The sequence below is a fragment of the Micromonospora sp. WMMD1120 genome, assembly GCF_029626235.1.
GTDB lineage: Bacteria > Actinomycetota > Actinomycetes > Mycobacteriales > Micromonosporaceae > Micromonospora.
In genome coordinates this window covers 4,845,195-4,864,470 of sequence record NZ_JARUBO010000005.1, presented here as the reverse complement: position 1 = coordinate 4,864,470, position 19,276 = coordinate 4,845,195, and the positions used below count along the sequence as shown (strand labels likewise).

The window sequence follows — 19,276 nt, the reverse complement described above, 5'->3', positions numbered from 1 at the left end:
TCGGCTACCCGCATCGGTGGCCCGGCCCTACCGTTCAACGAGCGCGAGGACCCGGCACGGGCTGCCTGACCCGGAGACGATCGGCAGCGGCCCGGCGATCACCACCGCGCCGGTCGTCGGCAGCTGCGCCAGGTTGCGGAGCTGGGTCAGGCCGTACTTGTCCTGGCCGAGCAGGAACGAGTGGCACGGGAACGGCGGGTCGAACGAGTGGGCCGCCCCCGCGTCGGTGCCAACCGTCTCCACACCGACGCCCTAGATCGGCGACTCCTCGGCCAGCCAGCGGGCGCACTCCGGATCGCCGAGGAGTTCGACGCCCAGCACGTCCTCGACGTCGGCTGCGGCACCGGCTCCCTGCCCATCCTGCTGGCGGGGAGCGGGCGACAGGTGACAGCTGTCGATCCCGCCGAGGCGTCTCTCGACGTGGCGGTGTCGAAACCCGGCGCCGCACTGGTCGAGTGGTTGCACGGCGACGCCACGACCCTGCCGGCGCTGTCAGCCGACGTCGCGATGATGACCGGCAACGTCGCTCAGGTGTTCCTCGGCGACGACTGGGACGCGACGCTGAACGGCATCCGGGAGGCGCTTCGCGAGCGCGGCCACCTGGTATTCGAGACGAGACGCCCGGAGTACCGCGCCTGGAAGGAGTGGTCCGGGGAAAGCCCCGTCATCCGTGACATTCCTGGGCTCGGCAGGGTCGAACGGCGTCTGGATGTCACCCGTGTGGCGTTGCCGTACGTGTTCTTCCGGCACACCTACGTTTTCGCCTCGGATGGCCTGGAGCTGTCCTCCGACTCCACACTCAGGTTTCGCAGCCGCGCAGAGATCGAGGAGACGCTTGCGGCGAACGGCTTCACCACCCTCGACGTTCGGGAAGCCCCGGATCGCCCCGGGCGGGAGTACGTCCTCGTGGCGCAACGCGCCTACTGACCACCAGCCGATCGGACTGCTTCCGGAGGGCACCGATGTCCAAAGTAGCCAAGGTTGCAGTCATCGTGCTGCTGGTCTTGGTCGTCCCTCTTGTCTACTCGCTGATGACCGATCGTTCGTACTGGTCGGCACTGTTTGTGGCCGTGGTGGTAGCTGTGGGCGTGTTCCTCCCCGACTACGCGAGACGCGGCCAGCGCGAGGCCAGGCGAAAGCGCGGAGCTGGAACCGGCAGCAGCTGAGGCCCGAGACACTCACCACCGGCAGCGGCGTCGACACGGGTAGCTACCGCCGCCCGGGCCGCGGGGGCCGTAGCCGGTGTTCGGAGCCGTGGTCGCGGACGTTGGCGCCGACGTCGTCGCGGGAGCCTTCGCGGTCGTGGCCGGCGGTGGGGCCGGCTTGGTGGCGCCTCGGGTGGTGGCCGGCGTGCCCTTCGCCGGAGCCGACGGGCGCACGGACGGTGTCGCGGAGACCGACGACGGCGACGGTGACGGGACCGACGGAGGGGCCAGCCGGGTGTCGAGTCGGTAGTACTCGGTGTACGCGGCGGCGGCCTCCAGGTAGGCCCGGGTCATCACGTCCGGCACGCCGCCGGCCCGGCGTACCGTGTCGACACCCGACTGCCAGGCAGCCGCCGCCAGCAGGTAGGGGTCCCCCGGGAGCGCGGTGAGCTCACGGACCAGGCGGCACAGCGCATTCCCCATCGCCGGCACCGCCTGCTGCGGGTCCCACACCGAGGCGCCCTTCGGGGCGTTCTCCTGCCACAGGTCGTCGGAGAAGCCCGCGATGCCCAACTGCCCGGACGTGCCCCGCTGCTCCGCGTTGAAGCCGGACAGGGCCATCAGCTGTCCGGCGATCGCCGCCGGGCTCACCTCCGGACACCGGCTCCCCGCCGCGACCACCGCGCCGACCAACTCGTCGGGGAGCGGCACCGCCTCCGGCACCGAGCCGGCCGGCGTGAACGTGGTCGACCCGGGCGACGCGAACTGCGGCAGGCTCTCGTAGTAGGCCGCGTACTTGCCGGCCTGACCGACGTAGTCGGTGGCCTTGCCGGGCACCTTGCCGGCCTCGCGCACTGTGGCGACACCCGACAGGAACGCCGCCAGCGCCAGCCGCCAGCCGTCGCCGTCGATGCCGCTCGCGCGGACCTGGCCGACGAGGTTGCACATCAGGTGCGCCAGCGCGAGCACACTCGCGGCGGTGTCCTCACGCTGCGCGCCGGGCCACGGCGCCCACTGCCGCCACTGCTCGTCGGTGAGCCCGGCGATGCCCCGGCCACCCGATCTGGTGCGTGCCGCCGCCGGGTCCAGTTCGGATTCGGCCATGAGCTGACCGGCGAGTCGGGCGGAGGTCAGGGCGGGGCAGGCATGACCCGCGCGGTAGAGCGCGGTGAGCTGCTCCCCGGAAAGCGCGCGGCCAACGACATCGTCCTTGTCCGCGTAGGCGAAGCCCCAGCCGAGGCCGACGACCAGCACCAGCGCGACCACTGCCGCCACGCCCGCGCGCATGCCGCGGTCTGTCCCGGTGATCGTCCGTAGCCCGAAGCCCCGCACCGTGTCCCACCCTTTCCCGGTAGCAGCCACGTCTTGTCAACGTGGACGGGAGCGCGTTCGTTCACTTCGACGGACATCGACGACGAGGATTTTGCCGGGTGCCTTTCCGTGTGAACCGGGCGGGGTGCCGGTCCCGTTGAGAGAGCGTGACTGCGATCGGGCTGAGGAGCCGCCGACGAGGCGTACCACTGCACAGTGAGCGGCACGGTGCGACGGCTGTCATCTCGCATCCCCTGGATCAGCCGCTGGACCTGTGGCGGCTGCTGCGGGCCGAGGCGCCGCCCGACGTCCTGGTCGTGCCGTCGCCTCGCGCGTTGGGCGAGCCGGGCTGCGCCGCGCTGCTGCGGGCGGTGGTGCAGGGCGCCGCGGACGTCAGCGGGACCCGGCGGGTGTGGGTGGCCGCTGACCGGGTGGGCCGTCCCGACGAGGCGTTCGCTCCGTGGCTTTCCGATCTCGCCGCCCGTACCGGCGTGGAACTGCTCGCTCCGGACGGCCCGGTCGTCGCGGTGCCGGGCGGGACCTGGTACGCCGCGGGCGGCACCGGCGCCTGGGGTTGGCGCTCGTTCCGTCGCGGGGTCGGATGTCCGGTCAGCGCCAACCGCTGCCCAACCCCGGCGTGGGAGCCGGCCCTACCCGACCGGCCGACGACGCTCGGGCGGCTGGTCGCGGACCCGGTGCCCGCCGGCCTGCTGCTGCGCGCCGCCACCGCGGTGCCGGCGGCCACCGGGGACCCGGCGTACCAGGTGCCCGTCGATCCGCGCGGACCGGTGCTCGTGCTGCGTCACACCGGCCGTCCGCCGGTGTCGCCGGCGGACGTGGCGGCGCTCTTCGCCGGCCTGCCGGCCCATTTTCCGGTACGGGTGGAGACGGCGCTGCTGGACCCGTCGGACGCCGCGCCGGAGCCGGCGTGGTTCGACGCGCTGGCCGCACTGCTCGGCGACGCGCGGCTGCCCGAGCCCGCTGCGGCCGAGCCGGTCTGGGACACGGTGCCGGTGATCAGGGACGGTTGGTGTCGCACCGGGGCCCGGCTGTACCGGCATCACACGGTGCCGGGGCTGCTCGCCGAGGTGGTGCCGATGGGCGTGCTGCTGCGCCGCGACGGTGGGTACGCCTCACCGGACCTGGCGTTCGTCGATCCGGCGGCGGGGCGTCTCGTACTGGGGTCGGAGACGTCTCCGGCGATGCTGGCGGCGGTCCGACAGGCGGGTGGGTCGCTGGGACAGGCGGTTCCGGACGACCTGACCACGGCATCGGCGGCGGCGGAGACCGCGCCGCAGCGCGCACGACCCTCCTGGGCGCGGTCGGAGTCGGTCACGCTGACCCTTCCACTGCCACCGCGGCCGGCGAGCCCGCCGGTCCCGGTGGTCGAGGCGACCATCCCCCCGGAGCCGCCCACTCCCCCGCCGATCCCCGCGACGGCCCCCGTGCCGACGCTCGTCGTCGCCGACCCGGCGTCCCCCGACACACCCGCGTCGCGGCTCGTCGTCGCCGAAGCGGCACCCGCCGAGTCACCCGAGCCACCTGCTGCGGCGACCGCGCCACCCGTTCCCGCGCCGAGCGCCACGGTCGCGGACCCGGTGCCGCCGCCACGGCCCGTCGCGGACGCGCCGGAGGCCGCCGCCGAGCCCTCGGTAAGCGAGCCGGCACCGCCGCTCGGGTTGGCCGGGATCGGGCCGATCCCGACAGTGCGCACCATCTCCGGTCCGGACGTCGCCGAGCCGCCCTCGTCGGACGAGGACCGACGGTGGGTCCCGGCGTCCGCCGTGCCGGTTGTCGATCGGCCCAGCACGTTGGAGGAGCAGAACGCGCTGGCCACGGCCCTGGGGACCGCATTCCACGACTCGATCACCACGGTGAACGCCGCCCTCGCCGCCTGGCCCGCGCTGCGTCAGGAGATCGCGGTGGCGGAGAAGTCGGATCTGGTGGCGGTCCGGGCGTTCCTCGGCCACAGCGAAACGTCGGCCGCCGAGGTCAACGCCGCGGTGCGCGCGGGGCAGGCGCCCGGCACCCCCGGCTACCTGCCCTGCCTGGTGTCCGGGCTGCGTCGACTGCCGCCGTGCCGCCGCGCGGTGCTCGGGCAGGGCCGGCTGGGCGTGCCGGCCCGCCGGCTCTACCCGGAGGGTACGACGCTCGTCGAGCCGGCGTTCCGCAGCGTCAGCGCCCGCACGGACGTGGCCGTCAAGGACGCGGACGTGGACTTCGTGGTGTGGTCCCGCACCGCCCGGCAGCTCGGGGTGCTCGCCGAGAGCAGCGATCTGGACGAGGCGGTGTTCCTCGCCGGCTCGCGGTTCAAGGTGCTGGCCATCCGCGACGACCCGAGCGCCGACCGGAGCGCGCTGCCCGCCACCGCGGTCCTGTTGCGGGAGCTGCTACCCGGTGACACCGGCAGCGGTCGCGGTCTCGACGACGACGACCGGGCGGCGCTGCGCCGGCTGGATCGGGCGTTGGACCGGCGACGTGCCGCCGCGCCCCGGATGGTCACGGACGCGCGCACCGCCGACCGCCTCGCCGGGCCACCACTGGGTTTCGTCGAACGGAACCTCACCGCCAACGCCTCCTCGTGAAAGGTGACTTCGGATGGGCAGTCGACGGCTCTTCTCCGCCGCGACGGCCGGGCTCTCGGCCGTCCTGCTCGGCACCGGCCCGGCGTGGGCGGCACCCGTCGCGCCACCGCTGCGGACCGGGCAGTGTCTGCCGGCGCCGACCGGGTCGAACCCGGACATCCCGTGGCCGCAGCGGCACCTGACGCCGGAGCGGGCGTGGACGCTCACCGAGGGCGCGGGCGTCGTCGTCGCCGTCCTCGACTCCGGGGTGGACGCCCGCAGCCCTCAGCTCTCCCGCCGGGTGCTGCCGGGCGTCGACCTGACGACCGCCGGGGGCGGGCGCGCCGACTCCGACTGTCTGGGGCACGGGACGTTCGTGGCGGGCCTCATCGCGGCGGCGCCCGCGACGGGCACCGGGTTCGTGGGGGTCGCGCCGAAGGTCCGGATCCTGCCGATTCGCATCACCGACCGGCCGGACGGGGCGCCGGAGGCGATCGCGAGGGGTATCCGTACCGCGGTGGACCGGGGCGCCGACGTCATCAACGTCTCGGCCGGCACCACGGTGCGGAGCGCGGCGATGGAGGCGGCGGTCCGCTACGCCGAGCAGCGCGACGTCGTGGTGGTCGCGGCGGTCGGCAACCGCGCCGAGGGGAGCGGCGTGCGCACGTACCCGGCGGCGCTGCCCGGTGTCGTCGCCGTCGGGGCGATGAACACCGGCGGCCGGCGTTCCGACGCGGCGGCACAGAGCGCACCGGTCGCCCTGGTCGCCCCGGGTGAGGACGTGGTCAGCATCGGCCCGCGCGGTCCCGGTCACTGGCAGGGCAGCGGCACCAGCTACGCGACGCCGTTCGTTGCCGGGACCGCCGCGCTGGTCCGGGCCTACCGGCCGGGGTTGAGCGCGGCGCAGGTCCGGCACCGACTCCAGGCGACCGCCGATCTGCCCGCCGCGGAGCTGCCGGACGCGCTGTTCGGTTGGGGCGTGGTCAACCCGATGGCCGCGGTGGCGACGGTGCTGCCCGAGGAGGGCAGGGCGGGCACGGTGCCGGGTGCGGCGCGGCGCGCGGCGGCCCCGGACCTGGCGGACACCGTGGAGGTGGGGCCGTTCCTGGCCGCCGGCGTGACGCTGGTGCTGCTGGCCGCGGCGGGTGGGGCGGTGCTGGCCGTCCTCGGCCCGGCCGGTCACCGCCGCCGCTGGCGGCCGGCCCGGACGGTGAGCCCGTACGACGCGGACCCCGCCCCTCCCGCGCCGGAGCCCACCCCGCCGGCACGGTGACCGGGCCGGCGGGGTACTCGTCCGCCGGGCTCACTCGATGACGGGGGTCTGCACCAGACGTACGCTGCGTCGGCGGTCGATGTACTGGGCCCGACCCACCGGCAGGGTGCGGGGCCGCACCCCGCCGAGGAAGGCGCCCTCCTCCCGGGGGCAGGAGAACAGCGTCGCCGGGCTGCCCAGCTCCCAGCAGCGCCGGACGACCTGGTCCATCATGGCGCGGGAGGCGCCCGCGGTACGCCGCGCCACGATCAGGTGCAGCCCGATGTCGGCGCCGTGCGGCAGCAGCGGCAGGAGGTGTTGCAGGGGCTTCTCCGCCTCGGCCAGCTCGTAGTCGTCGACCAGGACGAAGATCCGACCGCCCGTCCACCAGTCCCGCGAGGGCAGCCGACTCGGGATGATCTCCGGGCCGGGCACCCGGTCCTTGAGCAGCCCGGCCGCCTCCTGCAGGGCCGAGGAGAGCGAGCCCGCGCCGACCGAGTAGCCGATCTGGTGCTCCTGCGGCACCGCGTCGTACAGCTCGCGGCCGAAGTCGCCGAAGATGATCCGCGCCTCGTCGGCGCTGTGGTGCGCGGCGATCGACCGGGCCAGGTGGCGCAGCAGGGTGGTCTTGCCGGTCTCGGCGTCGCCGAAGATCAGCAGGTGCGGGTTGGTGTCGAAGTCGTGCCACAGCGGTGCCAGCTTGACGTCGTCGAGGCCGAGGGCGAGTTGGACGTCCGCGCTCGGGCGGGCGGCGGTCGGCGCGGGCAGCGCGGTGGCGGGTAGCCGGCTCGGCAGCAGCCGCACCTCGGGCGCGCGGGGCAGTGCTCCGGCGGCGACCGCGTCGACAAGGTCGGTGACAGCGTCGGCCAGGTCCTCGGTGCCGCTGTCGCCGTCGACGCGGGGCAGCGCGCCGAGGAAGTGCAGGCGCTCGGGCACGATGCCCCGCCCGGGAATGGCCGGCACGGTGGCCGCGAACTTGCTGTTGATCTCGGAGTCGACCGGGTCGCCGAGCCGCAGCTCGAACCGGGTGCCGAGGACGTCCCGCAGCCAGGGCCGCATCTCCGCCCAGCGGCGCGCGGCGACGACGAGGTGTACGCCGAAGCCCAGGCCGCGGGCGGCGATGTCGGTGAGCCGGGGCTCCAACTCCTCGAAGTCCTGCCGTACCGAGAACCAACCGTCGACGACGAGGAACACGTCGCCGTACGGGTCCTGGTCGCGCAGCCCGCCGGCGGCGCGGATCCGCCGGTAGCTCGCCATCGAGTCGATGTTGTGCCTGCTGAACAGGTTCTCCCGGGCGGCCAGCACGTTGGACAACTCCAGCACGGTCCGGGTGACCCGGTCCCGGTCGAGGCGGTTGGCGACCGAGCCGACGTGCGGGAGCCCGGCGAGCGATGCGAGGCTGCCGCCGCCGAAGTCGAGGCAGTAGAACTGCACGTCGTCGGGGCCGTGGGTGAGCGCGAGCGCGCAGATCAGCGTCCGCAGCAGGGTGCTCTTCCCGCTCTGCGGTCCACCCACCACGCCGACGTTGCCGCGCCCGCCGGAGAGGTCGGCGAGGAGCAGTTCCCGACGTTGCTGGGCGGGCAGGTCGAGCAACCCGACCGGGACGGTCAGCGGCTGGTAGCCGCCGATCGGGCACAGCCCGCGGTCCGGGTCCTCGGTGAGCGGCGGCAGCAGCCGGTCCAGCGTGGCCGGTTCCCGCAGCGGCGGCAGCCACACCTGGTGCGCGGCGGGGCCGAGGCCCTGCAACCGCTGGAGCAGCACCTCGGCGAGCATCGGTGGCTTCTCGCCGTCCTCGTCGTCGGGAAGGTCGGGCGGCGGCGCGACCGGCTCGACGTGACCGGTGCCGAAGGCGACCAGGCCAGCCTGCGCGGCACCCCGGCGGGTCCGGCCGGTCTGCCGGTACGGGCCGGAGGAGTAGGCGGCCTTGAACCGGGTCAGTGTCTGGATGTCCGAGCGCAGGAAACCGTTGCCCGGCACGTTCGGCAGCTCGTACGCGTCCACCACGCCGAGCACGCTGCGACTCTCCATGGCCGAGAAGGTGCGCAGCCCGATCCGGTACGACAGGTGCGACTCGATCTGGTGGATGCGTCCCTCGTCGAGCCGCTGGCTGGCCAGCAGCAGGTGCACGCCCAGGGAGCGCCCGAGCCGGCCGATCATCGCGAAGACCTCGATGAACTGCGGCTTGCTGGTCAGCATCTCGCTGAACTCGTCGACCACGATGAGCAGGGCCGGCATCGGCTCCAGCGGGGCGCCCTCGACGCGTGCCCGTTCGTAGTCCCGGCGGGAGGCGTGGTTGCCGGTCGCCCGCAGGTGTTCCTGGCGGCGGACCAGCTCTCCGGTGAGCGCGTCGCGCATCCGGTCGACCAGCTCCAGCTCGTCGGCCAGGTTGGTGATCACCGCCGAGGTGTGTGGCAGCCGGTCGAAGCCGAGGAACGCGGCGCCGCCCTTGAAGTCGACGAGGACGAGGTTGAGTTCGGCCGAGGTGTGCCGGGTGGCGAGAGCGAGCACGAGCGTGCGCAACAGCTCGCTCTTGCCGGAGCCGGTCGCGCCGATGAGGACGCCGTGCGGGCCCATGCCGTTCTCCGCGGCCTCCTTGAGGTCGAGTTCGATCGGGGCGCCGGAGGTGGAGATGCCGATCGGGACGCGCAGCCGTTGCGCGGCCGGACGATTCGCCCGGTAGGCGTCCGGGTCGAAGGTGTGCAGGTCGCTGATACCGAGCAGACCGGCCAGGTCGTAGTCGGTGGCCAGCGGTTCCTCGGTGTCGACGGCCTGGCCGATGCGGTACCGGGAGATGCTGCGCGCCAGGGCGTCGACCATCGGCAGCCCGAGGGCGTCCGGGCGGCACAGCCGGTCGCGGGACGGCTTGCCGAGGTGGTCGAAGGTCACCAGGTGCAGGTCGTCCGCTGTCACCTCGGCGATCAGGGTCTGCGGTCGGGCCTGCATGTCGAAAGCGCCGGCGGTGTCCAGGACGACGGTGTTGCGGTAGCCCTCCACCGCGAGCCGGTGCTCGGCGTGGATCGTCGGCGCGTCGAGTACGACCACCGTGAGCGGCTCCGACGCGGTGATCGGGGTGTCCGGCTCGAAGGCCGGGCGGTCGGCCACGCCGAGTGTCGTGAGCAGCGCGTCGAGCCCGGGCAGGTCCGCGGTGACGAGGCGGCGGGCGCCGGCGCCGTCGGGCTCGTCGTCGTTCTGCGCGTGCGGCAGCCACTTGAGCCAGTCCCAACCCGGCTCCCTACCGGGCGCGGCCAGGCACACGACGACCAGGTCGCCGGGGGCGTGCGCCACGGCGAGTTGGGCGAGCATCGCGCGGGCGAGACCGTGGGCGGCCGCCGGGTCGCCGGTGAGTTGGACCCGGGCGAAGCCCCGCAGGTAGATGGCGACCGGGGCTTCACGCAGGGTGGAGTAGGCGCGGATGAAGCGGCGCAGCGCGTGCGCGGCCATCGGCTCCAGCTCCTCGACCGGTTTGCTCTGCGGCGCGACGAGTGCCGTCGTCGACCTACGGATGCCGACGCCGACCCGGACCTCACCGAAGTCCTCGTGCGCGGTACGGCGTTCCCACAGTCGGCGGCTCAGCGCGTGCGACCAGAGCGCCCGCGGATCGGGGTGCTGCCAGCGCGCCGCGCGGTACTGGTCGACGAGCGCGGCGCGGGCCCGGCGGCGGATCTGGGTGAGGTACCTGTGGTAGTCGCGCCGGTCACCGTGCATGCGTTCCTTGTGCTCACTGGCCTGCCGGAAGAACGGCACGATCACACCGGCGACCACCGACACCGCCATCAGACCCATCCCGATGTACGCGAGCACGCCCGCGTCGCGCCGGACGAAGACGAGCATCATCGCCATCGAGGCGAGGCCCATCGGGATGTAGAGCCAGATCTGCCCCATCCCGCCCGCGGCGGGCTCCGGCACCGGTGGTGGCGGCTGGAGTTCGATCTCCCCCGGCGGGGCCACCGGGCCCGCGGTGCGTGGCCGGCGGACGAAAGGCGTGGTGCCCACCCGCGTACTCCCGTCGTTCGTGGAGGTTTTCCCCCCGACCTGAGGCCGGCCCCGCGACGGCGGGACCGGTGGGACGCCGCCGCCATTAGCGTGGCGGCCCTGATCTGGCGAGATCTGGTCGGCGTTCCAGCGACAGGAGGGAATCGGGTCCGAACGATGGACGAACTGGTTCAGCATCGCACGGCAGCGCCGGTAAGGCTACGTTTTGTCCTGAAAGATGCGGTTGCTGACATGGCGGTGCCGGTCGAGACACCGCTCATCGACGTCCTCCCCGTGGTCCTGTCCACTCTCGACCCACAGGCCGGTGACCACGGCGCCGGCCACGACGGCTGGGTCCTGCAACGGATCGGTGCGGCCCCCCTCGACGAGGAACGCACCCCTGCCGACCTCGACCTGCTCGACGGCGACACCGTGCACCTGCGGCCACGGGCCGCCGCGCTGCCTCCGATCGGCTACGACGACCTCATCGACGGGCTCGCCGAGCAGGTCGAGAAACACCAGGGCACCTGGTCGGCGGGTCGGCTGCGGGCGATGCTGCTGACGTTCGGCGGGCTCGCCGTCCTGACCGGGTTACCGGTGCTCGCGCTGGGCGGGCCGGCGGCGTACCGGGCGCTGGCCGCCGCGACGGCCACGCTGCTGCTCGTCGGTGCCGCGGGCCTGGCGAGCCGGGCCGCCGCCGATCCGGTGGCGGGCACCCTGCTGGCCGGTTGCGCCGCCGCGTACGCCGCGGCGGCCGGGTGGACGGCGACCCAGTGGGCCGCGCCCGGCGCGTCCTGGACGGTCACCGTCTCGGCGGTCTGCCTCTGCGCGCTCGCCACGGTCTGCGCCGGCTTCGCCGCCGTCGCGGACGGCGCGTTGCTGTTCACCGGCGCGATCACCGCCCTGCTGCTGACCGGCGCACCGGCGGTGGTCGCCGCCGCCGGCGGCTACGACACCCAGCGCGTCGCCGGCACCACACTCGTCGTGACGCTCGTCGTGATGATGGTGGTGCCGCTGCTGGCGTTCCGCCTCGGTGGGCTGCTGCTGCCGATGATGCCGCGTCGGCCGGAGCAGCTCAGCGAGGACATCGACCCGATCCCGTACCGGTTGGTGGTGGAGCGCGGCAACGCCGCTGTCGGTCACCAGTCCGCGCTGCTGCTCGGGGTCGGGGTGGCACAGCTGCCGCTGGTCGCGTTCCTGGTGCTGCCCGGTGGCGCCTGGCCACGCGTCCTGGGTCTGGTCACGGCCGCCCTGCTCCTGCTGCGCGCGCGTCACCTGACCAGCGCCATCCAACGCTGGACGGTGCTGATCCCGGCCACCGGCCTCGTCGTCCTGGTGCTGCTCGGCTGGGGCGGGGAGCAGCAGTTCTACCTGCGTGTCGTGGCGCTGCCGGTGCTCGCCACCATCGGCCTGGCGTTCCTCGCCGCGAGCACGATCCTGCCCGGGCGGCGGCTGCGCCCGTACTGGGCGCGGGCCGCCGACATCCTCGAACTGGTCGTCGCCCTCGCGGTCCTGCCGGTGCTCGGCGCCGTGCTCGGCGTGTACGCCGCCATCCGCGCCTGGGCCGGCTGACGTGCGCTCGCGCAGGGACCAGGTCCAGGCGTACCTGTTCGAGGCCGGGCGGCTGATCGGCGCGCTGATGAAGGGCCGCCCGGAGGGTGACGACCCGCCGCACCGGCGGTTCACCATCGGGACGGCCGTGGGCCTGCTGCTCACCGTGCTCATCGCGGCCGGGTTCGGCATCTACGGGCTGCTGCGACCCGGCGGCAGCGACCAGTGGCGCAGGCCCGGCTCGATCATCGTCGTCAAGGAGACCGGGGCCCGGTACCTGCTGCTCGGCAGCGAGCTGCGTCCGGTGCTCAACTACACGTCGGCGGCGCTGATCCTGCAGAGCACCGCCCCGGTGCGGTCGGTCTCGCGCAACTCGCTGACCGGGGTGCCGATCGGGGCGCCGGTGGGGATCCCGGACGCGCCGGACGCGGTGCCGACCGGCAAGCAGCTCTACCGTGGCGCGTGGACGGTGTGCGCCCGACGCCCGCTGGACCGCACCCGGACCGAACGCACCACGCTGGTGCTCGACGACGTGGCGGGCCGCGATCCGGGCGCGCTGCTGGTGTCGACTCCGGACAACGGGCTGCACCTCGTGTGGCAGGGCCGCCGGTACCGTCTCGCCGGTGACCAGAGCCGGGTCGCGCTGGGCTACGGCGGCGTGCCCCCGGTACGGGTCACCGAGGCGTGGCTCAACCCGATCGACTCCGGACGTGACCTCGTCGTACCGGTGATAGCCGGGCGCGGCCGGGCCGGACCGACGGTCGCCGGCGTCCCGTCGGTGGTCGGGCAGATCTTCGAGGTGGCGAACCCGGTGCTCGCCACCCGCGAGCTGTACCTGGCCCGGACCGACGGGTTCGCCCCGGTCAGCCGCACGGTCGGCGCGCTGCTGTTGGGCGATCCGGCCAGCCGGCGCTCCTACCCCGGCTCGGCACCCCGCCCGATCCTGGTGGACGCCGACGCGATGCAGGCCGCGCCGATGGTCGGCGGGGGCGAGTACGTCACCGGCTTCCCCGCCGAACCCCCGCCCCAGATCAACGACCTGCGTGCGGCTGTGCCGTGCGTGCGGCACAGCATCGCCTCCGGCAGCGTACGGTCCGAGGCGCTCGCGGTCAGCGGCGCTGCGCTGGACCGGGCCGTCACGGTGCCCACCGCGGCCGGCACGGCCGGTCTCGCGGACGAGGTGGTGCTGCGCACCGGCAGCGGAATGCTGCTGCGTGACCGGCCCGCGCCCGGAGCGGTGCCGACCGGCGTCTACCTGGTGTCCGAATTCGGGGTCAAGTTCCCGCTCCCGGACGACAAGACGACCGAATCGCTCGGCTACGCCGGGGTGTCCCCCACCGACGTGCCCCGGGAGTTCCTCGCGCTGCTGCCCAGCGGGCCGGCGCTCGACCGGGACGCCGCGCTCACCGGGCGGACCTGGGGCCGCTGATGCGCCCGCCATCCGTGGCCGCCGGCGTTGGTTCACCGGGGCGCAACAGGATGTCGGCCTCGTCCGGGGCGATGGTGGTCCGCGCCCGCTGCTGCGGGGTGAGCCGGGCGACGAGCGCGGCGAGCAGCGTCCGGACCTCGGGTGGCGGGGTCTCACCCGGCAGACCGACCAGGATGTCGAGCCGGGTGCCATCGGTGGGGCGACGGCGCAGGTCGTCCCGGTCGCGGGCGTGCGGTGGTCGGACCCACAGGCCCCACGCGGTCGGCTCCACGACCCAGCCGTGGCCGAGTCGGTGGGTGTCCCCCTCTCTGGGTAGCCCGGCGACGACCGCTGGTGGCGTGACCGGCGTCGGCGCCCGCCCCGGCGCGCAGCGCAGCCGGGTCACCGGAGGGATCCACCAGTCGCGGCCGTCCGGGTCCACAGCGGCGGACACCAGGCGGTGCTCGTCGTCGAGCGTCGGCAGACCGGTCGCCACCTCCACCGGTCGTCCCCACCGCCCGCCGAGATCGCTGGCGAGATCCACCACCAGCGACAGCGGCACGCCGTACGGCGCCAGCAGCACCGACGGGTCGAGCGCGTCCAGGACGGTACGGACGGCCCGCGGGTCCGGCGGCGCGAGGCCGGGGCGGCCGACCACCACCACGGCCCGTTCGCTGTCCGCCGGGATGGCGTACACCGGGTCGTCGTACGGGACCGGTGCCCGGTCCGCGGTCTGCCGGTGCACCCACAGCCCCGCCGGCACCGACCGCGCCCGCAGCGCGCCCGCGGTGTGCCGGGCGACCGTGTCGACCTCCGGTTCCCAACCCGGTCGCGGATGGCGCAGGCCGGCCGGCACCGACGGTCCGGCTCCGCTGGAGCGCCGCCAGCCCGCGTCCGCGTACAGGGTGCCGCCGGGGACGAGCAGGACCGGTCCGTCCGGGGCGTACACGTCGGCCTGCACCTGCCGGGACAGGGCGGCGGCCGGGGACGCGTCGTGGTGCGAGGTGACGCTCGGCCCGAGCGCGGTGCCGGCGCCGGAGATGCCCAGCCGGACCGCGGTGCCGGGCTGGACCAGCGCCGGCAGGGCCTCGGTGATCGCCGCCCAGTCCTCCGGACCGGCGACCTCACCCACGACGGTGACCACGCCGGCTTCGATGGGCAACTGGGCCGCCCCGACGGCGACGACGCCGCCCGGATCCGGGCCGACCACGGCGAGACCGTCGGCGAGCCAGCGAAGGGCACCGGAGGAGGGTCGGCGCGGCCCGGCGTAGGGGGCTGCGGGCGGTGACATCAGGGGCGGGCCGCCGGTGGGCTCGTCCAACGGGACTGGTCAGACGTCATGCAGACGACGACCTCGGACCGGCGTGGCGAGCGCCGCCAGGAATGGGCATCAGGCGATCGTAGACGTTCGATATTTCTGGTGGGGTACCGGCGACTGAGAGTTTGTTGAATGGTTAACCGGTCGCGGCCGGCGTGCTGCCGGTGCGGCGTACCGTCGCGGCGACGACGAGCGCGCCGTCGGCGGCCGTCACACTGAACCGCTCCAACCGGTCCAACGGCACCGGGCACGCGCCGGTGAGGTCCTGGGCCTGCCCGGTTCCGGTCAGCCCGGCGATGTCGTAGCTGTTACCGGCCACGTCGGTGACGTAGAAGCGGTAGCTGCGGCCTGCTTCCAGACCGGAGACCGTGGCCCGGATGGCGGCGTCGCCGCCATCGGGCGACACGGTCACCGACAACACGGCGCCGCTGGCGCTTCCTCCGGAGTCGGCGACCAGCGCTACCGGCGGCGGCGCGTCGTTCAGAACGGACTGGCCGAGCACACCACCGATGGCCAGCAGGACGACAAGCACCAGGCCCCCGGCGGCCAGCATCGGCTTGCGGGGACGTCGACGGCCGGAGCGCGACCCCGGTCGGCCCGGGCCCGATGGGCGGGTCGACGGGCGTCGGTCCGCGTCGTCGCGCGACCGCGGAGCGGACGAGCCCGCCGGACGCGCACCGCCGTGCGCCGTCGTCGCGGCGACCGGCACGCCGAAGTCGGCGACGAGTTCGCGCCGGTCCGCCTCCCCGAGCACGGCCAGCGCGAGCACGGCGTCGCCGAGGATCCGGCTCTCCTCCAGACAGTCGGCGCAGTGGGCGAGGTGCTCCTCCACCTCCCACTGCTCGCTGCCCGAGATCCGGCCGGTGACGTAGAGCGCGATCTTGCCGCGCAGCTCCGGCTCCTCACATCCGATGTCGCCCACTGGGCATCAAATCCTCATGTCCCTGGTCGCCCCCCGTCCGCACGTCCCCCTGCCACCTGGAGAACGAGTACGACCGAGTGCCGGTTCAGCCATGGAAGATTTCATCGTCCGCCGCTCGGTGTCGACGTCTGCGGCTCGGGAGCACCGGTGGGTTCGGCGGCGACAGGTGGCTCGCCGGTGCCGTCGGACGGGCGGCGGGTGGAGCGGCGCAGCCGGATCACCAGCAGCGCGCCGGCAACCAGCGCTGCCACCATGGTGAGCAGGATGGCGATCTGCGCCACCGTGCCGGCGCCGGCGACGCCACCGCTGGTGCCGGCCGACTCCGGCGGCACCGACTCGGTCTCGTCCGGCAGGTCCTCGATGACGGCGGCCTCCGGGTCGATCATGCCGTGTCCGTAGGGGCTGCCGGCCTGCGCACCGCCCATCTCGTCGGCGGTCAGCACGATCCGGCGGGCCACCTGGACCGCCGACAACCGTGGATGCGCGGCGCGCACCAGGGCCGCCTCCCCGGCGGCGAGCGCCACCGCGTAGCGCGTGCCGCTGCCGACGAACCCGGTGGTGCCGGTGATGCCGAGGCTGGAGACGTTGACGCCGGGCGCGACGACGTCCACGGTGTCGGTCGCGTACTCCTCGGCCGCCTTGCCGTCGGCGCTCACCCCGCCGACCAGCAGCAGGTACTCCGGCAGCAGGTCCGCCGCCCCGGCGTTCGCGGCGCCGGCGGGCGCGCCCGCGATCACCACGATGTCGCGGGACAGCGCCTGCTCGATCGCCCGGCGTACGGCCTCGTCGGTGACCGTGACGTGGTCGCCGAGGGCGATCACGGTGGCGCCGGCGGAGGCGGCCACCTCGATGGCCGCGGCCTGGTCGGCCGGGCCCACCGGCTTGCCGTCGGTGGCGATCCGGATGGGCAGCACCACCGCGTCGGGCGCGATGCCGGCGAAGCCACCGCCCGGTGGGGCGCTCGCGGCGATCAGGCCGGCCATCGCGGTGCCGGTGCCGAGACAGTCGGTGTCTCCGCGTCGGCCACCGGTGACCAGGTCGGCGCCCTGCGCGACCCGACCGGTCAACTGCGGCAGCCGGCCGTCGACACCGGAGTCCACCACGGCCACGAGCTGCCCGGCGCCCCTGGTCCGCGGCCACACCCGGTCCGCGGCCAGGCGCGTGGTGGCCCAGGTGGACCTGTCGCTCGCGACGGTGGCCGCGACGCACTTGCCGCCCGGACGGGATGTCGGCAGCGGGTCGGGACTCGACGGTGGAGTTCCCGGTCCGGTGGCGGTGGACGGGGGCGACGCCGTGGCGGAGGGGTCCGGAGGCCGGGTCGGCAGGACGCCGTACTGCACCCCGGGTCCGACGGCGTCCCAGGGCAGCACGACGTACCACCCCGGGGTCAACCGGTCCGCGTCGGTGAGCGCCTTGCCGTCGGGCTGCCGGCGGCCGCTGTTGAGGTTGAACAGCTCGTCGGCGCGCTCGGCGTCGCCCAGGTAGCGTCCGGCGATGTCGGCGAGGGTCTGCCCCTGACCCGAGCTGTTCGCCGTGACGGTGGCGTACAGCACGTACTCGTCGACCGCTGCGGTGGCCGGAGCGGCCGGCGTCAGCACGGCGAGCAGCGCGACCACCAGGCCGGCCACCGCCCAGCGGTGCGTCGATCGGAGGGTCACGCCGGCCTCCTAGAGCGCGAAGTCACGTTTCACCAGCTCCTCGTGCAGCGCCCGCAACGCGTAGAACGTCCGGGACTTCACCGTCCCCTCGGGAACGGACAGGTTGCGGGCCGCCTCGGCGACCGAGCTCTCCCGGAAGTAGATCTCGATCAGGGCGCCGCGCAGGCGCTCCGGCAGGGACGCGACCGCCTCCCGGACGGTCCGCGCGTTCAGCATCCGGTCGACGTCGTCCTCGACCACCTCCTGGTCGGCGATGCGTTCGTCGAGCGCCTCCGTCGTACGCCCCTGCGCCGACCGGATGTGGTCGATGGCGATGCGCCGCGCGACCGTCAGCAGCCAACCCCGGCTCCACTGCCCGTCGGCTGTGCGCGCCTCCGGATGGTTCCAGGCGCGCACCAGCGTTTCCTGGAGGATGTCCTCGGCCAGCGCGCGGTTGCCCAGCAACATGCGCGACAGGTAATTGAGCACGACCGGACCATGGGTCCGGTACGCGACCCCGAGCGCCTCGTCGTTCGCCGGAGGGCGCGTCAGCTCGCCGGACGCCGCCTGCGCGGTGACCTGATCCACGGAAACCATAACGACGCCGCCGAATGCCGGGTTCACGGACGGCGACACCCTACTCAAGAACCATTGCTCCACTGGGGACCGGGACCTGGGTAAACCCCCTTCACCATCGATGTGTGTCATATGTCACAGTGGCGCGGACGCGTCGCGGACGACCGTCGCCATCGCCACCACCGCGCCGTTCGCCTCGGAGACGCTCAGGTAGGCGAGGTCGTCCACCGGCAGGTCCGCCGGCCCCGACCAGCGAACCGCGCCGGCACCGCCGGTGATCTCCCCCAGGAGGCGCAGATCGTCGTCGACGGTGGCCGCGTACACCTGGTAGGAGGAGCCCCGGACCAGGCCACCGACTGTCAACTCCACGCCCACGCCGTCGGTCTCGCCGCGGACGACCGCCCGCAGGTCGACCCCGGACGCGTCGCTGGACGCGGCGGTCGCCACGATCGGGCCCGGCGGATCCGCCTGCGACGCCCGGTAGAGGACGGTGGTGCCGGCGGCCACTGCCACCACGAGCAGGGCCGACGACACCGCTATCCCGGGCGACCAGCGGCGGGGGCGGCGGTGCGAGTGCGGACCGACGGAGAGCCGACCGGTGGCCGGGCGGGGCGGCAGCGAGGTCAGTGACGACGGGCGCGACACGGGCGCAGCCGGCCGGGCCGCGATGACCGCCGGGACCGGCCGCGCCGCGACCGCCGGCGGAAGAGCCGCGAGGACACGCGGGTACGACGGCGCTCGCGCCGCGGCGCCCGGCACTCCGAACTGCTGTGCTGTCGGGCGGAGCAGCAGCGGCGCGACGACTGCGGGCGAGGGACCGGCGGGCAGCTCGCGCAGCACGGTGCCCGGCGCGGACCGCAGCACGTCGAGCAGGTCGACGACCCGTGCGATGTCCTCGCGCTCGGAGCGGCAGGACGGGCAGTCGGTCAGGTGGCGGGCCACCTCCGTACGTTCGGTGTCGCTCACCCGGCCGATGGTGAGCAGACCCACCTTCGCCCGCATGATGGCGTCCTCACAGTGCATCGCGGTCACCCCGGCCCGGCACGTCGTCGGCGTCCCAGCCGGAATCGCCACCGACCGGCCAGCTCGTGTCCAGCGCGCCGCCGATGAGGGTGAGGATGCCGGTACGGCCGAGCAGCCCGTCCACCGCGATGGCGCACTCGTGCGACGGCCGCAGCGCTGCCCGCTCGGCGTCCTGGGTGGACGCCGCCACCGGCTCCACCATCCGCCGCAGGGTGGCCAACCGGTCCGCGAGGCCCGCAGCCAGTTCACCGATGGCGGAGCCGGGGTCCACTTCGTATGGTGTGCCGGTCATCGTCGCTCACCCGCAGCCGACTCCAGGTCGCGGCCCGACGGCGCGACGGACGCCCGGAGGTCGGCGACGATGTCGTTCAACGCGTCGTCGAGCATCCGAGCGTAGATGTCGAACCCGACGAGCAGTGCCTGCAACCGTAGGGGGGACATCCGCAGTCGCTCGGGGTCGAGCCGTCCCAGCTGGACGCGTAGCCGGTCGACCTGTTCACCGATCTCCGCGACGGCGGCACAGCATCGGTCGGCAACATTGCCCTCGCCGGACGAATACGGTGTAATTCCGCTCATAATGCCTCCACACTCAGGAGC

Annotated in this window: 16 protein-coding genes; 6 read left to right on the top strand and 10 right to left on the bottom strand. The window is 74.1% G+C overall.

What is annotated here, in order from left to right:
- Window positions 1–27 precede the first annotated feature (27 nt).
- Window positions 28–243, bottom strand: a complete 216-nt coding sequence (locus tag O7634_RS22300; RefSeq protein ID WP_278152065.1) for a hypothetical protein — start codon at window positions 241–243, stop codon at window positions 28–30.
- 51 nt (window positions 244–294) lie between these two features.
- Between O7634_RS22300 and O7634_RS22295 the strand changes: the two genes are divergently transcribed.
- Both O7634_RS22295 and O7634_RS22290 read left to right on the top strand, forming a co-directional pair.
- Entirely contained in the window at window positions 295–927 is a 633-nt protein-coding gene (locus O7634_RS22295; RefSeq protein ID WP_278154043.1) for a class I SAM-dependent methyltransferase, read from the top strand.
- A 35-nt stretch (window positions 928–962) separates the two neighbouring features.
- Window positions 963–1,166: a hypothetical protein gene (locus tag O7634_RS22290; protein WP_278152064.1), complete on the top strand. Its 204-nt coding sequence runs from the start codon at window positions 963–965 to the stop codon at window positions 1,164–1,166.
- 12 nt (window positions 1,167–1,178) lie between these two features.
- On the opposite strand, the gene O7634_RS22285 is transcribed toward O7634_RS22290, so the two are convergent.
- Window positions 1,179–2,432: a hypothetical protein gene (locus tag O7634_RS22285; RefSeq protein WP_278152063.1), complete on the bottom strand. Its 1,254-nt coding sequence runs from the start codon at window positions 2,430–2,432 to the stop codon at window positions 1,179–1,181.
- A 191-nt stretch (window positions 2,433–2,623) separates the two neighbouring features.
- Between O7634_RS22285 and O7634_RS22280 the strand changes: the two genes are divergently transcribed.
- Both O7634_RS22280 and mycP read left to right on the top strand, forming a co-directional pair.
- The gene (locus tag O7634_RS22280) at window positions 2,624–5,041 is read left to right on the top strand and encodes a hypothetical protein (protein ID WP_278152062.1); all 2,418 of its coding nucleotides are present in this window, start codon (window positions 2,624–2,626) and stop codon (window positions 5,039–5,041) included.
- A 13-nt stretch (window positions 5,042–5,054) separates the two neighbouring features.
- The gene (gene mycP / locus O7634_RS22275) at window positions 5,055–6,293 is read left to right on the top strand and encodes a type VII secretion-associated serine protease mycosin (protein WP_278152061.1); all 1,239 of its coding nucleotides are present in this window, start codon (window positions 5,055–5,057) and stop codon (window positions 6,291–6,293) included.
- 30 nt (window positions 6,294–6,323) lie between these two features.
- Here mycP and eccCa read toward each other — a convergent pair whose 3' ends face one another.
- Window positions 6,324–10,265, bottom strand: a complete 3,942-nt coding sequence (gene eccCa / locus O7634_RS22270; RefSeq protein ID WP_278152060.1) for a type VII secretion protein EccCa — start codon at window positions 10,263–10,265, stop codon at window positions 6,324–6,326.
- Window positions 10,266–10,421: 156 nt separating this feature from the next.
- Here eccCa and eccD point away from each other — a divergent pair, with 156 nt between their 5' ends.
- Both eccD and eccB read left to right on the top strand, forming a co-directional pair.
- Window positions 10,422–11,816 (top strand): type VII secretion integral membrane protein EccD, encoded by a 1,395-nt coding sequence (eccD, locus tag O7634_RS22265; RefSeq protein WP_278152059.1) that lies wholly within the window; start codon window positions 10,422–10,424, stop codon window positions 11,814–11,816.
- 1 nt (window position 11,817) lies between these two features.
- The gene (eccB, locus tag O7634_RS22260; protein WP_278152058.1) at window positions 11,818–13,224 is read left to right on the top strand and encodes a type VII secretion protein EccB; all 1,407 of its coding nucleotides are present in this window, start codon (window positions 11,818–11,820) and stop codon (window positions 13,222–13,224) included.
- Here eccB and O7634_RS22255 read toward each other — a convergent pair.
- The 7 genes from O7634_RS22255 to O7634_RS22225 all read right to left on the bottom strand — a co-directional run bounded on the left by O7634_RS22255 (window position 13,199) and on the right by O7634_RS22225 (window position 19,255).
- Entirely contained in the window at window positions 13,199–14,524 is a 1,326-nt protein-coding gene (locus tag O7634_RS22255; protein WP_278152057.1) for a hypothetical protein, read from the bottom strand. The genes eccB and O7634_RS22255 overlap by 26 nt on opposite strands.
- 133 nt (window positions 14,525–14,657) lie before the next feature.
- Complete coding sequence (locus O7634_RS22250) at window positions 14,658–15,443, bottom strand: zf-HC2 domain-containing protein (protein WP_278152056.1); 786 nt, start codon at window positions 15,441–15,443, stop codon at window positions 14,658–14,660.
- Window positions 15,444–15,544: 101 nt separating this feature from the next.
- A complete protein-coding gene (locus O7634_RS22245) occupies window positions 15,545–17,101 on the bottom strand; it encodes a S8 family serine peptidase (RefSeq protein WP_278152055.1) in 1,557 nt (518 codons plus the stop codon).
- Between the two features lie 9 nt (window positions 17,102–17,110).
- Complete coding sequence (locus O7634_RS22240) at window positions 17,111–17,668, bottom strand: sigma-70 family RNA polymerase sigma factor (protein ID WP_278152054.1); 558 nt, start codon at window positions 17,666–17,668, stop codon at window positions 17,111–17,113.
- Window positions 17,669–17,791: 123 nt separating this feature from the next.
- Window positions 17,792–18,679, bottom strand: coding sequence for a hypothetical protein (locus O7634_RS22235; protein ID WP_278152053.1), 888 nt, complete (start codon window positions 18,677–18,679; stop codon window positions 17,792–17,794).
- Complete coding sequence (locus tag O7634_RS22230) at window positions 18,669–18,971, bottom strand: hypothetical protein (RefSeq protein WP_278152052.1); 303 nt, start codon at window positions 18,969–18,971, stop codon at window positions 18,669–18,671. Before O7634_RS22230 ends, O7634_RS22235 begins: the two co-directional genes overlap by 11 nt.
- Window positions 18,968–19,255: a hypothetical protein gene (locus O7634_RS22225; protein ID WP_278152051.1), complete on the bottom strand. Its 288-nt coding sequence runs from the start codon at window positions 19,253–19,255 to the stop codon at window positions 18,968–18,970. The genes O7634_RS22230 and O7634_RS22225 overlap by 4 nt, the downstream gene beginning before the upstream one ends.
- Window positions 19,256–19,276: the final 21 nt, after the last annotated feature.